This is a genomic window from Cobetia sp. D5, assembly GCF_035666195.1.
GTDB classification, from domain to species: domain Bacteria; phylum Pseudomonadota; class Gammaproteobacteria; order Pseudomonadales; family Halomonadaceae; genus Cobetia; species Cobetia amphilecti.
The window spans coordinates 1,891,070-1,906,207 of the sequence record NZ_CP142020.1 but is presented as its reverse complement, the minus strand read 5'-3'; the positions used below and the strand labels follow the sequence as shown (position 1 = coordinate 1,906,207).

Below are 15,138 nucleotides of genomic sequence, written 5' to 3'. Positions count from 1 at the left end.
TTCAGAAACACTAGAGCGTCAGGATGACGCAGCACTTCAGAGGACACTCTGAAGACAAGGAGTCACATGATGCCCACCCTATTTCGTTGCCCGTCTGCCCACAGACAGGCAACACTTCCGCTCATGCCAGCGACGAGGCGTTGCGTCGCCATCTGTGTCATCTCCGCCGGGCTTTCAGCATCACTCCCGGCCACTGCCCAGACGAATCGTGATCTCGCCGCCGTGCTAAGTGATGTACTTGCCCATGACCCTCGCATCGAGGCTGCCCGGGCCAATGTCCGGGCCGCAGGGACGGATATCGAGATTGCCGAGGATGGCTACTGGCCACGTCTGGAAAGCAGCGTCGGCACCGAGGACAACTTCACCGGAGGCGGCTATCGCATCACGCTGAGCCAGATGCTCTATGACTGGGGTCAGGTGGAAGCCGAGGTCGAACAACGCAAGGCCGAGCGGGATGTCGAGCGTGACACCCTGGATCAGACCCGCATGGAGATCGCTCAGGAGGCGATCACCGCCTATATCGATCTCGGGGCCAACCGCGCCATGATGCGCCGCGTACGTGATTACATCGAGAAGCTCGAAAGCCTCGAGACGCTGGCCAATGATCGCACCTTCTCGGGCTATGGGGATCGGGTCGAGCTGGACCGGGCCGCCGTTGATCTGGCCAGTGCCCGCGAGTGGCTGGCACGTCTACAGGGCGATGCCGACACCGCCCGTCAGGAGCTCGAGATACTCAGCGGCCGCTCCTTCAGGGATGTCGCCCTGAGCGCCCCGCCGCCGCTGCCGATCGTGGCAGATCTGGCCCGTGACCCTGCCACCACCGATGCCGCCATCACCAACGCGCCGGCCTATCGCAGTCATGTCAGTCAGCAGAATGCCGCGCGCCACGCCCTGAGCCTGAGCGAGGCCGAGCGCTGGCCGGAGTTGCTTCTGGAGGCGACCAGCTCACGCTATGAGTCGAACGACGACATGGTCAGCGACTCCAGCATCGGTCTGCGCATCGAGGCCCCGGTGTTCCAGGGCCTTACGCCGTTGCGCCAGCCCGAAGCGGACCGCGCACGCCTGACCGCCGCCCAGTTCGAGACCGCCTCCACCGCCCGCGAGCTGCGCCGCCAGATAAAGCGTCTGTCGGCCAGTCAGCCCGCAGTCGAGGCACGCATCAAGGCGCTGGATCAGCAGGCACGCAGTGGGGAGCGCCTGCGCAGCAGCTATCGCGACCAGTTCATCACCGGCTCGCGCAATATCGAGGATCTGCTGACCATCGAGAGCGAAATCTTCGCCGCACGGCGCCAGATGATCGAACTCAACACCCAGCTGCTCACTGATCAATATGACCTGGCGACCCAGCTGGGTGCCCTGCCGCTGGTCTCCTCGCCCTATCGGGCCGAAGCCGCTGCCACCCCGCCAGAGACGGCGCACACCTCGCTGCCCCACTCTCATCACCATGCCAGCCAGGGAGTCAGCCCATGAGCGCCCCACAGACCACCGCCTCCTCGGCCCCGGCGACATCGCAACCCGACCCTTTGCTGGAGAGCGTTCGCCAGTTGCTGCGTCTGCAGGGCCACGGCATCGATCTCGAGCGCCTGCGACACGGGATGCCACTCACCAAGGGTGAACTGGCGCCGCAGGATCTGGAGCAGGCCCTCTCTCGCCAGGGCATCGCCGCGCGTCTGAGTCAGGCGCCGCTCAGCGAGATCCCCGAAAGTCTGATGCCCTGTGTCGTGCTGCTGGAAGACGGCAGCAGTCGCGTGCTGCTGTCCCATGAGGCCGCGCATCAGTGGCCTGACAAGTCGAGCAGCGAATCGAGCAGTAAGTCGGGTACCGACACGAGAAGTGAGTCGGGCAGCGACACGAGCGATATCCAGGCAGACGATGACTTGGACACCGCCCCCAGCGGCCCCGGCTACAAACTGCTTGATCCACTGTCCGGCGGCACCTACTGGCTACCAAAGGACGCGCTGGCTGCCGCCTACGCCGGCATTGCGCTGTTTGCGCATGGCGAGATCTCGCTGGAGCGCGCGGAAGGCTACAGCCAGACCCAGAAGGGGCATTGGCTGACCTCACGGCTCAAGTCGCATTGGCGCGTCTTCGCCGAGGTCGCGTTGTCCTCCTCGCTTGCCGCTCTACTGGCCGTGGCCACGGCCCTGTTCGCGATGCAGGTCTATGACCGGGTGGTGCCGACCGGCGCCGTCGATACGCTGTGGGCGCTGGGCATCGGCGTGATGCTCGCCATCGGGCTGGAAGCCTTGTTGCGCGCCTTGCGGGCGCAGCTGATCGAGAACTCGGGCAAGAAGATCGACCTCGAGCTCAATGACCACATCTTCCGTCACGCCGTGCAGATGCGCCTGGCCGCGAAGCCCCGTTCCACCGGCGCGATGACCAGCCAGATCCGTGATTTCGATGCCATCCGCGAGTTCTTCACCGCCTCGACCCTCGGGGCCTGTGGTGACCTGCCCTTCGCGCTGCTGTTCCTGGGGCTGATCGCCCTGCTGGGCGGCCCGGTGGTCTGGGTCCCGGTGGCGGCCATCGTGTTGATGCTGATTCCCGTGCTGCTGGCGCAGCCCTGGCTATCGCGTCTGTCCCGTGAGGGCATGCGCGAATCCGCGGTCAAGAATGGCGTGCTGCTCGAGACCCTCGACAACCTCGAGAATCTCAAGGCCTGTCGCGCCGAGGGCCATGCCAGCCGTCAATGGCAGCGCCTGACCTCCGAGCAGACCCACCGCGGCGTCACCTTCCGTCACGCCGTCGCCTGGCTGACCAGCTGGGGTACCGGCATGCAGCAGCTGGCCTACGTCGGCGTGATCATCGCCGGGGTCTACCTGATCATGGCTGGCGAATTGAGCGTCGGTGCCCTGATCGCCTGCTCGATTCTCTCGTCGCGCGCCATCGGCCCGACCCTGCAGATCAGCGCATTGCTGAGCCGCTGGCAGCACGTCAAGGTCGCCAAGGAAGGACTGGATGCGCTGATGGAAACCGATATCGAGCGTCCCGGCGATCGCCGCTTCGCGCGGCTTGCCCAGGCACGCGGTCACTACCAGGCCGAGAATCTGCACTGGCGTTATGACGAGGAAGCCCCCGAGGCCCTGGCGCTGGACCGCCTGAGCATCGCACCCGGTGAGCACATCGCCCTGCTGGGGGGCAACGGCGCCGGCAAGAGCACCCTGCTGCGTCTGCTGGCCGGCTACTTCACGCCCACCAGTGGCGAGCTGACCCTCGACAATCTCGCCCTGAGTCAGATCGACCCTGCCGATCGCCAGCGCGCCATCGGCTATCTGCCGCAGGACATCAGCCTGTTCAGCGGCACGCTGCGCGACAACCTGTGCATCGACGGGCGGGATGTCAGCGACATGCGCCTGCTGGAGGTCGTCGAGATGACCGGGCTGGGCGACTTCGTGCGTCGCCATCCGCTGGGGCTGGACATGATGCTGCATGACCGCCACAGCCTGTCCGGCGGCCAGCGTCAGAGCCTCGGCCTTGCCCGCCTGGTCCTGCAGGACCCCATCGTCGTGCTGCTGGATGAACCCACCGCCTCGCTGGACCAGGCCACCGAGCAACACGTCATCAAGACCCTCGGCCCCTGGCTTGCCGGCCGCACCCTGGTGCTGGCCACCCACCGCAAGTCGCTGCTCGACTGGGTCGAACGCGCCCTGGTGCTGCGCCACGGCAAGCGCGTCATGGACGGCCCGCTGGATCAGATCATGGCCAGACAGTCGGCTGGCAAGACACCGGCCACCTCCGCATCCCGTCAGCGCCAGGAGGCCTCATGAGCCAGCGTTTCGATCCCGAACTCATCAAGCGCGAACTGGGCACCCCAGACCAGAAGCTGGAAAGCCACTGGTCGCGCCCACTGCTGTGGGCCAGCTTCCTGGTCATCGCGCTGTTCATCGCCTGGGCCAGCTGGGCCGAGGTCAATGAGGTGGCGCGTGGCGAAGCCAAGGTCATCCCCTCCTCCCGCCAGCAGACCATCCAGAGCCTCGAGGGCGGCATCCTCGACGAGATGATGGTCAGCGAAGGCGAGATCGTCGAGGCCGGTCAACTGCTGGCCGCCATCGACGAGACCCGCTTCCGCTCCGCTTACATGGAGTCGCTGAGCCAGGCGCAGGCGCTGCGCGCCACCATCGCCCGTCTGGAAGCCGAGGTGCTGGACAAGTCGAGCATCGAGTTCCCCGAGGAAGTGCGGGACAACGAGGCACTGACCGCCACCGAGCGTGAACTGTTCACGGCCCGGCGCAAGAAACGTGACAGCGCCCTGAATGCGGTCAGCAAGGAAATTGCGGCAGCACAGCGCCAGCTCGCGGTGATCCGTCCGCTGGTCAAGCGTCGTGCCGTAGGCGAGATGGAAATGCTCAAGCTGGATCGCGAGATCGCCGAGCTCAAGGGCCGTCAGGCCGAGATCCGCAACACCTATCTGCAGGATGCCTACGCCGAGCTTGCCGACAAGAAGTCCGAACTGGCGACGCTTGAGGAAACCAGCGTGCAGCGCCGTGACCAGCTGGACCGTACCCGACTGCTCTCGCCGGTGCGCGGGGTGGTCAACAACATCTCGATCACGACCCGCGGTGGGGTGATTCCGCCCGGCGAGGAGATCATGCAGATAACGCCGCTGGAGGACACCCTGGTGTTTGAAACACGCATCCGCCCGCAGGATGTCGCCTTCATCGCCCCGGGCATGCCGGCGACGATCCGCATCAGTGCCTACGACTATGCGGTATACGGCACTCTGGAAGGCAAGGTCGAGCGCATCAGCTCTGACACCCTGGAGGAGGAAACGCCACGCGGCGAGGAAAGCTACTATCGCGTGCTGGTCAGCAGCGAGACCGCGGCGCTTGAGCACAACGGCGAGACGCTGCCGATCAAGCCGGGGATGGTCGCCACGGTCGACATCGAGACCGGCGAGCGCAGCGTGCTCTCCTACCTGCTGAGGCCCTTCACGCGTCTGGAGCTGCGCTGAGTGCAAGCCTGATCGTCAGATAGCGGGCGGCTGGCGCAATGCCAGCATGTCCGGCCACAACCGCGCGAAGCTGTGCTCGAGCATCGCGCGGTTATCCGCCAGCCACGGCGTCATGTCCGCCAGCGGATTGGCGTCTGCATCCAGAACTCGCTGTCCGTGCGTACCTTCCACGCCGCTCGAACGACCGCCATTGCGTGACCGACGTCTGGCCACCATGCGTTCGCCGATGCTGGCAATCGTCGCGAGCGTGAAGTCCAGCTCTCGATAGCGCCTGAGTGCATCGTGCACCTGTATCCACTCGACGAGGCTCGACAGACGTGACGGCACCTCCTCACGCGCCAGCAGACGATAGAGGCGCTCGATATCGTCATCGTGCATCTCGGCGGCCAGCAGGTGATCCCACATCATGTCGAAGGCTATGCCGGCGACACGTCGCGACGAAGGCGGCACCTGGGTCAACAACCAGCGTGTCTCGAGATGGGCGTCGATCACCGCGTCACAGCGGCGGTGAAAGCGGATGCCTGCCTCTACCTCAGGCGACCAGTCGCTCAGGTCACTGCCGCGCACGCCATCGGCAATCAGGTTGCCAAACAGGAAGTTATCGCTGCCCGCCAGACTCAGGCGTGCATGACCGAGAAAGTTCAAGTTGCTAGACTCCTGCTTTTGCGAATCCTGTCGCCAGTCTCATCTGGCGCGCCCTGGCTCTGCATACCCTGCTCCTGTTTCCCTACTCTACTGACTATCGAGATTCACGATGCCGTCCGCCTCCATGCCAGTCAAAGCGCCTATCGTGCGTGATATCGTCCTGATCGGCGGTGGACACAGCCACGTCGGCGTACTGATGCGCTTTGCCATGCAGCCAGAGCCCGGTGTCCGTCTGACCGTCATCTGTCGAGACACCGACACGCCCTACTCCGGCATGTTGCCGGGCTACGTCGCCGGTCATTATACGTTCGACGATGTGCATATCGACCTGCGCCGACTGTGTCAGTTCGCCGGCGCCCGCTTCTATCGCGATCAGGTGATCGACATCGACCGCCGTGAACGCCGCGTGATCTGCGCCGAGCGCCCGGCGGTCGACTATGATCTGCTGTCGATCAACATCGGCTCCACGCCTCGCCTGTCCCACATCGACGGTATCGGTGACCCTGAAGCCGCAGACGCCCCCGTGGTCGCAGTCAAGCCGATCAGCACCTTCCAGCAGCGCTGGCTGAGTCTGCTCGAGCGCGCCAGAAGCGCCGAGCGCCCGCTCGATATCGTGCTGGTCGGCGGCGGTGCCGGCGGGGTCGAGCTGCTGCTGGCCATCCAGCAGCGCCTCGCCGCCGAGTTGCCCGAGGCGCTCAAGCCGAACCTGACGCTGATCACCCGCGGTCAGCGTCTGTTGCCCACCCATGCGCACACGGTCAGTGAGGCACTTGCCACTACCCTGCACGAGCGTGGTATCCAGGTACATTTCGGTGAGGAGATCACGGCCGTGAAACGTGCATCCTCGACCACCCAGCGCCAGCTGATCAGTGCCAGTGGTGCCTGCCATCAGGCGGATGAGGCCATCTGGGTGACACGGGCCGGTGGCGCGCGCTGGCTGGAGAAGACCGGACTGAGCCTGGACGAGGATGGTTTCCTCAAGGTGCGCGATAGCTTGCAGACGCTTGAGGATGACGCCATCTTCGCCGCGGGCGATATCGCGCATCAGCTCAACCATCCCCGCGAGAAGGCCGGGGTGTTCGCCGTGCGTCAGGCGCGGCCACTGGCCGACAATCTGCGACGGGCCGTACGCGGCGAGCCACTCAAGGCGCATATCCCGCAGTCGCGCTGGCTAGCGCTGATCAGCACCGGGGATCGCGACGCCATCGCCTCACGCGGTAGCCTGGGGCTGGTCGCGCCGTGTCTGCGCCCGTGGCTGTGGCGCTGGAAGGACCATATCGACCGTCAGTTCATGGCTCGCTTCAATGAACTGCCCAGCATGCAGGACGCCACGAATACCGGCGGCCTTGCCGGGTTGCACCAGCGTATCAGCGCTGCCTGGCAGGCGCTCAGGGGCAGCGATGGCAAGCTGCATCCGCGCCTGACCGCCGAGCTGGATGAGCAGGAGGCGCATCAGGCCCTGTCCGCACTGGCGATGCGCTGCGGCGGCTGCGGGGCCAAGGTCGGCGCCAGCGTGCTGTCGCGAGCGCTGCAGAGTCTGGCCCCGCGCGAGAACCCGGACGTGCTGGTCGGGCTGCATGCTCCGGATGATGCCGCCATCGTGCGCGTACCCGAAGGACAGGCGCTGGTGCACAGCATCGACTTCTTCCGCGCCTTCATCGATGACCCCTATCTGTTCGGGCGCATCGCCGCCAATCACGCGCTGGGCGATCTCTACGCCATGGGCGCGACGCCGCACACGGCGACGGCGGTGGCCACGGTGCCACAGGGGGTCGAGCGCAAGGTCGAACCGCTGGTGCGCGAGCTGATGCAGGGCTCGACCGAGGTGCTCAACGAGGCGGGCTGCAGTCTGGTCGGCGGCCACACCGGTGAAGGTCAGGAGCTGGCGCTGGGCTTCGCGCTCAATGGTCTGGTGGAGGAGAGTCTGGCCGGCGTCACCTGCAAGGGCGGCATGCAGCCGGGTGATGTGCTGCTGCTTACCAAGGCCATCGGCACCGGCACGCTGTTGGCGGCGCACGCACGCCTGGAAGCCCGCGGCCGCTGGATCGACGCCGCGCTGGACAGCATGCAGCAATCCAGTCAGCGCGCGGCGGATATCCTGCGCGCGCATCAGGCGAGCGCCTCCACCGATGTCACCGGCTTCGGTCTGCTCGGCCATCTGGTCGAGATGACCCGCGCCAGCGGCGTGGATGCCGAGCTTGAGTTCGATGCCCTGCCGGTGCTCGAAGGCGCCGAGGACTGTGTCGCCCGCGGCGTGGTCAGCTCGCTGCAACCGGCCAATCTACGCCTCAAGCGTGCCCTGAAGGATCAGGCCGGCGTCATCGATCATCCGCGTTATCCGCTGCTGTTCGATCCGCAGACGGCCGGTGGCCTGCTGGCCAGTGTGCCAGCCGGGGAAGCCGAGTTCTGCCTGGCCGCGCTCAAGGCCGCCGGCTATCACGCCAGCGCCATCATCGGGCGCATCACGCCCCAGGGCGATGCACTGGCGCCGATCAGCATCAAGCGCTGAGCGCGGTTAGAGGGTCACACGGTGAGCCAGCCAGCCGGCGGTTAATGACAACCGGCGACTCCCAGCGATGCTTCACAAGCGTTGTGGCATTCAGATGGCAAGACGCCCGCCAGAGAATTCTCTGGCGGGCGTCTTCAAGACTGCTGACTCATGCGCGGGGCGACTGGCGACAAGCGTCAGACTGGCCGGCTATCTCAGGCTTCGGCTTCGCGCTTGAGCGCCTCGAAGGACTCCACAAACGCATCCATGGTCTCGGCGCAGTAATCCCGCAGCCCACTGACGACCAGCTTCTTGGAACCACTGCCGATGCACTGCTCGCCATCATGGATGCTGAACTCGAGCAGGGTATCGCCACGCTTGCCGTTGACCTCGAGCGATGACCCCACGAAGTCGAGGTGCAGGTCGGCGATATCCAGGCGCTCGAAACAGAACCCCATGCTGTCGTAGATCACCAGCGGGCGTGCCGGGTTGAACATCACGCCCTTCTCCAGCATCAACGGCTGCAGGAAGTGCGGGAAGTTGCGCCCGGAGAAGGCGATGTACTGGCGGGTGAAATTGGCGACCACTTCCTCGTCATGGGTGGTATCGCCGCTGCGCTCGACCGTCAGATAGACCTTGCCGGCTTCATCGCGTACCAGCAGGGACACGCCATTCTCGTCGGGGGCGTCCAGCGCTTCGAAGATCAAGGGCACATCGTTGCCGACCATGCCGCAGAAACGGATGGTCATGCACTGCGACAGACCGAATTTCGCCAGCAACAGGGAGAACAGCAGGTCGCCGGGCACACAGAAGCGTCGCGCGTCCGGGTCATGAATGGGGTTGTAATCCCCCGCCATCTGCTTGGCGAAACGACTTGCCTGCTCGGCGGTGATCCGCACGCGGCCATCTTCGACCCGGTGAAACTGATCAAGAAACATGGACTGCCTTCCTGCCCTGCTTGAATGATGATCGATGGCCCGTCCTGAACCATCGCGGAAATGCCTCCGAGGGGAGGAATCGCGGTCGACGCGCTGTCACGCCTGCCCACCTGTCGTGTCATGAAGCTTTCAAGACATGCAGATGAAACGATTTTACCACTGGATGACAGTCAGGTGGTGACTCGTGACAGGCTTTGCAAGAGATTGCAGCGCGCCAAATGGCCATATACTGTATATAACCCCATGCTTTCGGGCAAACCGCCGCACTGCCCGCCACTTCGACAGGTCGCCATGCAAGCCGCTCCCCTCGACAATCCGCGCTACTACCTGGCCAACTTCGACACCCTGATCGACTGGGTCTGCCAGTGTCACGCCGATCTGCTGACAGAGGCGGAGCGTGCCACGGTGGACGCCATCACTCGCCTGCCGGATGCGTCGCGGGCCTTGCTGGTGCGACTGCTGATGCGCAAGGGCGATCATTTCGAGCTCTCGCAGCTGCACTATGCCGAGATAGGTACGATCGAGGCCGCAAGCCAGCCATTGATCACACCGCTCGCCGACAGTGCCACGCCTGACGGCCTGTGCCGCCACAATGCCGATCTGAGTCTGGACGAGATGCTGGCGCTGGTGACCTTGCCGCGCCTCCGGGCTGCCTTTGCCGAGCTGCCCAGAAGTACACCCAAGCGCCGCATGCATGATGCCATCAGCGAGCTGCTGGGCGATGTCACGCCACGGCCACTGCCAGCGTGGTTGAACGACCCTGCCGCCGACACCTTGAGTGTCGGGCTGGGTGAGCTGTCGCGACGCCTGAGCCTGATGTTCTTCGGCAACCTGCGCCAGAATCTGTCGGACTTCGTACTCAGCGAGCTGGGCCTGCTGCGTTGCGAGACGGTCGCCCTGTCGCCGGCCTCGCGCGCCTTCACCCATCGCTGGGAGGTGGATCGCTATCTGGCGCTGGAGCAACTGCGTGAGGACTGGCAGCAAGCCAGCGAGCGGCTGGACCGCACGGCGAACGCCGAGCTTGAGTTGCACTGGCAGCGCATCGTCGCGGCGCTGGATGCGACGCCGTCCGCTGCGGTAAACGCGATCCGCAGTGAGCCGTCCACGACTCATCAGCTCACTGACGCTCATGCCACTGACGGGCGTGCTATTGATGATCGTGCCAATGCCTGGCTGGCGCAGCGGCGTGACCGCCTGCGCTTCTCGCTGGCCCGCGACGCCGAGCGTCAGGGCTGGCATCAGGCCGCTGCCCGTCAATACGCCTGTTTCGAGGATTCCGCATATGCCCCGCGTGCCATGCCGCGCCGGGTGAGAGCACTGGAGTTGTCTGGCGATATCAGCGCAGCTCACGCGCTGGCCAGCGAGCGGTTGGCGCGCGCCGAGATCACGCTGGACGAGCAGCTGGCACTCGAACGCGCCCTGCCGCGTCTGTGCCGTGGCCTCGGATTGCCCGCGCCAAGCCGCGTCAAGGCACCGACCACGCCGCAGATCACCCTCACGGTGCCCGACCTTGCCACCTCGGCGGCTGACGGTATCCACGGTGTCGAGCGCGCAGCCGCCCATGCGTTGGCCATGCCCGAGACACCGGTCTTCTATGTCGAGAATGGCCTGATTCCCGCGCTCTTCACCCTGCTGTGCTGGGAGGTGCTGTTCGCCCCCTTGCCGGGGGCCTTCTTCCACGCCTTCCACACCGGCCCGGCGGACCTCTATCGCCCTGACTTCGTCAGCCGTCGCCAGGCCGCTTTCGAGGCCTGCTTCGCGCTTCTGAAGGACGAAAGCTACCGGAAGGTGATTCGTGAACGCCACCAGCAGAAACAGGGCATTCAGGCACCCTTCGTGCACTGGGAGCTATTGAGCGAACAACTGCTGAACCACGCACTGGACTGCATTCCGCCCGCGCATCTGGAAGCCTGTTTCCGCCACCTGCTGGCCAACCCTCGCGAACATCGCGCCGGCCTGCCGGACCTGATCCAGTTCTTCCCCGAGCACAGCAGCGACCGTTATCGGCTGATCGAGGTCAAGGCGCCCACCGACCGTCTGCAGGACAACCAGCGTCAATGGCTGGCCCTGTTCGCACGCCATGCGATTCCGGCGCTGGAATGTCGAGTCGAATGGCTGAGCGCGACCGAGGCCTCAGCGGACGAATGCTCCCGACACAAGGCACCTCCTGCATCATGATCAAGGCGGACGAGACCCACGCTGAGCCCGCACGCTACCGGATCGCAGTACGCGAACTGTGTGCCTTTGCCGCGCGCGAGGGCGATCTGGACCTGCGCTTCACGCCATCGCCTACCGCCCAGCAGGGCATCCGTGGTCATCAGCGTATCGTGCGCCGACGCGGCAAGGACTATGAAAGCGAGATCTCGCTCAGCGGTGACATCGGCAATTTGACCATCCGTGGGCGCGCCGATGGCTATGATCCCAAGCGCAACTGCCTCGAGGAGATCAAGACCCATCGCGGCGACCTCTCCCGCCAGCCCGCGCACCATCGCGCCCTGCATTGGGCCCAGGCACGCGTCTACGGCGCACTGATGTGTCGCAGCCGGGACCTCGAAGGTATCACGCTCGCGCTGGTCTATCTGGACATCGCGGCGGATGCGCCCAGGGGCACCAAGAGCGAGCATGATGAGCAGAACGAGCAGAACGAGCAGACTGACCAGGCTGACCCCAAAAGCCGCAAGGCACAGCCTGATGAGCAGCGTCTGGAAGCCTGGTGGAGCCGTGAGGCGCTGGAGGCGGAGCTGGCACGTCTGGCGGCACGCTTCAGCGAGTTCGCCGCCAATGAGCTGGCCCATCGCAGTGCCCGCGACAGCGCGCTGAGCCGCCTGGCCTTTCCGTGGCCGAGCTGGCGCCCCGGTCAACGCCAACTGGCCGAGCATGCCTACAAGGCGGTGATGACCGGCCGCGAGCTGCTCGCCGAGGCGCCGACCGGTACCGGCAAGACCCTGGCCACGCTGTATCCGGCACTGCGCGCGATGCCCGCAAGCGGCACGGACAGACTCTTCTACCTCACCGCCCGCACCCCGGGCCGCGCGCTGGCACTCGACGCGCTGGCCACCTTGGCACCAGCCGCTGACGACAGCGAGGGGCAGAAAAAGACACCGGCGACACCGCTGCGCATTCTGGAACTGGGCGCGCGCAGCAAGACCTGCGAGCACCCGTCCCTCGCCTGTCATGGCGAGTCCTGCCCGCTGGCGCGCGGGTTCTATGATCGCCTGCCCGCGGCACGCGACGCCGCGCTCGCCGACCAACGCCCCCTGAATCTGGCGACGACACGCCGCCACGCCCTGGCCCACGACATCTGCCCCTACTTTCTCGCCCAGGAGCTCTCGCGCTGGGCGGATGTCATCATCGGCGACCATAACCACTACTTCGACAGTCATGCGCTGCTGTTCGCCCTGAGCCAGGCCAATGATTGGCGCACGGTGGTGCTGGTCGATGAGAGCCACAACCTCATCGAGCGCGCCCGCGGCATGTACAGCACCGAGCTCGACGCCCGCCAGTTCCACTTCCTGCTCAAGCAGTTGAGCCGCAAGGGCCATCCGGCCCCGCTGCGCTCGGCTTCACGCGCACTGGCCCGGCAATGGCGAGCGCTGGAGCAGCTCAAGCAGGGTGCTGACGGCGAGACACAGGCAAGCAAGGTCGATAGCAAGGACGCAGGCCACAAGGCGCAGCGCCTTGCACTGGAGGCGCTACCCGGCGACTTCCTCAAGGCCTTGAGCCAATGGACCGGCGCGATGGGCGACTGGTTGGCGGAGCCTGACAAGGCCGCAAACCCTGCTGCGGCCAGGCAACAGCCAGCGACAGCCACACAAGCCCCCGAACAGCTGGGCCTGATCGCAAGCGATGCCCCCTCTGCTGCTCCGAGTGCTACCGATACAGGCACTGCAACGACAGTCTCCGGCTCGGCCTCTTCCACGGCCAGGCGCCGCGTGGAACCCGATGTCGAGATGATGGAGGCCTACTTTGCGGCACTGACCCTGGCGCGACTCGCCGAAGGCTTTGGCGATCACTCGCTGTTCGAGGTCGAACTCTCCGCCACGCCCCCTGCGCGGCAGGCGTCGCTTGCCAGCGATTCAAGCTCGAGTTCCGGCGCAGCATCGGATGCAGGAACAGAAGCTGACGCGTCAGCCCGGCCACACAAGGCCCGCGGGCGCAGCGTGCGCCAGATCCAGCCGCGACTGCGCTGCGTCAGTCCGGCGCCGTGGCTGGCACCCCGCCTGCGCGCCAGTCACGCCATCCTGTTGTTCTCGGCCACACTCAATCCACCGGCCTATCACCATCGCCTGCTGGGTCTGGCGGACGATGCCGTCTGGCTGAGTGTCGATTCCCCGTTCAGCGCGGCCCAGGTGCAGGTCAGTCGTCATCGGCTATCGACACGCCTGCGGGATCGCGACGCCTCCTACCGGCCGATCGCCGAGTTGATGGCGCGCCAATACCGGCAACGCCCGGGCAACTATCTGGCGTTCTTCTCGAGCTTCGCCTATCTGGAACAGGTCGCCAGCACCCTGCAACAGCTGGCGCCGGAGATTCCCCAATGGCGCCAGACCCGCGCCATGACGGAAGCGGAGCGCACCGGCTTCATTCAGCGCTTCACGCCCGAGGGACAAGGCATCGGCTTCGCGGTGCTGGGTGGCGCCTTCGGCGAAGGGATCGATCTGCCCGGCTCGCGTCTGATCGGGGCCTTCATCGCCACCCTCGGACTGGCCGGTTTCAGTCCCGAGAATGAAGCACTCAAGCAGCGTCTTGCCACGTGGCTCGACAACGACGCACAGCGGCGTAGCCAGCCGCAACAGGCTGAAGGCGACCCACACGACAATACGCGCGCATCGCGCCCGGTCATCCAGCCCTTGAATGCCGATGACTGCACCTATCTGTACCCGGGGCTCACCAGAGTAGTGCAGGCTGCCGGCCGAGTGATTCGCAGCGAGCAGGATCAGGGCGTGATCCACTTGATCGATGACCGCTTCATGCGCCCGGAAGTCGCACGGTTGCTGCCACGCTGGTGGTCACCGACGAATTGATGCGGAATGGAAGCGTGACGCCGCCACCATGCGCCGTGATGGCACAAAGCCTGCACATCAATGGAGAGTGATGGGGTATTCATTTCGCTCTTCATTTCGTTAGCCACCCGCAAGGAAGCCGCACGATGCCAGACACCGACAATGCCCTGTGGGGCGACGACTATCCGCGTGATCTGATCGGTTATGCCGACACGCCACCGCATGCCAACTGGCCGGGTGGCGCGAAGATCGCGGTCCAGTTCGTGCTCAACTACGAGGAAGGCGGCGAGAACTGCCTTCTGCACGGCGATAGCGAGAGCGAGAAGTTTCTCTCCGAGATCATCGGTGCCGAGGCCTACCCCGCGCGGCACATGAGCATGGAGTCGATCTACGAATATGGCTCGCGCAGTGGCGTGTGGCGGATTCTGGATGAATTCAAGCGCCGCGAGTTACCGCTAACGGTCTTCGGGGTCGGTATGGCGCTGGCGCGCCATCCGGATCTGGTAGCGCGTTTCCTGGAGGATGGCCACGAGATCGCCAGTCACGGCTGGCGCTGGATTCATTACCAGCATATGGATGAGGCCCATGAGCGCGCCCATCTGGAACGCGCGGTGGAGAGCTATCGTGAGCTGGTCGGTCATGCGCCACAGGGCTGGTACACCGGGCGCGACAGCCCCAATACCCGCCGACTGGTGGTTGAACACGGCGGCTTCACCTACGACAGCGACTACTACGGCGATGACCTGCCGCTGTGGATGGAGGTGACCACCGCCAATGGTGAGCAGGTGCCGCATCTCGTCGTGCCCTACACCCTGGACACCAATGACATGCGCTTCGCCAGCGCCCAGGGCTTCAATAGCGGCGAGGACTTCTTCCAGTACCTGCGCGATGCCTTCGATGTACTCTATGCCGAGGGCGACACCGCGCCCAAGATGCTCTCCGTCGGGCTGCACTGTCGGATCGCCGGCCGCCCGGGACGCTTCGCGGCACTCAAGCGCTTCCTCGACTACGTCCAATCGCATGACAAGGTATGGATCACGCGACGCATCGATATCGCCGAACACTGGCAGCGCGAACATCCCTATACCCCCGCCAGCTGACGAACCATCCCTT

The 15,138-nt window shown here is 65.2% G+C and carries 9 protein-coding genes; 7 read left to right on the top strand and 2 right to left on the bottom strand.

The window, feature by feature from the left end; genetic code table 11:
- The first annotated feature begins 123 nt into the window (after window positions 1-123).
- Genes U0O11_RS08035 through U0O11_RS08025 form a run of 3 tightly spaced genes read left to right on the top strand, consistent with a single transcriptional unit; the run spans window position 124 to window position 4,951 of the window.
- Window positions 124-1,470, top strand: coding sequence for a TolC family protein (locus U0O11_RS08035; RefSeq protein WP_324692406.1), 1,347 nt, complete (start codon window positions 124-126; stop codon window positions 1,468-1,470).
- Complete coding sequence (locus tag U0O11_RS08030; protein ID WP_324692405.1) at window positions 1,467-3,767, top strand: type I secretion system permease/ATPase; 2,301 nt, start codon at window positions 1,467-1,469, stop codon at window positions 3,765-3,767. The genes U0O11_RS08035 and U0O11_RS08030 overlap by 4 nt, the downstream gene beginning before the upstream one ends.
- The gene (locus U0O11_RS08025; RefSeq protein WP_324692404.1) at window positions 3,764-4,951 is read left to right on the top strand and encodes an HlyD family efflux transporter periplasmic adaptor subunit; all 1,188 of its coding nucleotides are present in this window, start codon (window positions 3,764-3,766) and stop codon (window positions 4,949-4,951) included. The genes U0O11_RS08030 and U0O11_RS08025 overlap by 4 nt, the downstream gene beginning before the upstream one ends.
- 15 nt (window positions 4,952-4,966) lie before the next feature.
- Here U0O11_RS08025 and U0O11_RS08020 read toward each other — a convergent pair whose 3' ends face one another.
- A complete protein-coding gene (locus U0O11_RS08020) occupies window positions 4,967-5,596 on the bottom strand; it encodes an ACP phosphodiesterase (protein WP_324692403.1) in 630 nt (209 codons plus the stop codon).
- Window positions 5,597-5,741: 145 nt separating this feature from the next.
- Here U0O11_RS08020 and selD point away from each other — a divergent pair, with 145 nt between their 5' ends.
- Complete coding sequence (selD, locus tag U0O11_RS08015; protein ID WP_324692402.1) at window positions 5,742-8,105, top strand: selenide, water dikinase SelD; 2,364 nt, start codon at window positions 5,742-5,744, stop codon at window positions 8,103-8,105.
- A gap of 194 nt (window positions 8,106-8,299) precedes the next feature.
- On the opposite strand, the gene U0O11_RS08010 is transcribed toward selD, so the two are convergent.
- Window positions 8,300-9,022, bottom strand: a complete 723-nt coding sequence (locus U0O11_RS08010) for a DUF3581 family protein (RefSeq protein ID WP_054556084.1) — start codon at window positions 9,020-9,022, stop codon at window positions 8,300-8,302.
- A gap of 291 nt (window positions 9,023-9,313) precedes the next feature.
- On the opposite strand from U0O11_RS08010, the gene U0O11_RS08005 reads away from it, so the two are divergent.
- The 3 genes from U0O11_RS08005 to puuE all read left to right on the top strand — a co-directional run bounded on the left by U0O11_RS08005 (window position 9,314) and on the right by puuE (window position 15,125).
- A complete protein-coding gene (locus tag U0O11_RS08005) occupies window positions 9,314-11,200 on the top strand; it encodes a VRR-NUC domain-containing protein (RefSeq protein ID WP_324692401.1) in 1,887 nt (628 codons plus the stop codon).
- Entirely contained in the window at window positions 11,197-14,046 is a 2,850-nt protein-coding gene (locus tag U0O11_RS08000) for a helicase C-terminal domain-containing protein (protein WP_324692400.1), read from the top strand. The genes U0O11_RS08005 and U0O11_RS08000 overlap by 4 nt, the downstream gene beginning before the upstream one ends.
- Before the next feature lie 125 nt (window positions 14,047-14,171).
- The gene (gene puuE, locus U0O11_RS07995) at window positions 14,172-15,125 is read left to right on the top strand and encodes an allantoinase PuuE (RefSeq protein WP_324692399.1); all 954 of its coding nucleotides are present in this window, start codon (window positions 14,172-14,174) and stop codon (window positions 15,123-15,125) included.
- Window positions 15,126-15,138: the final 13 nt, after the last annotated feature.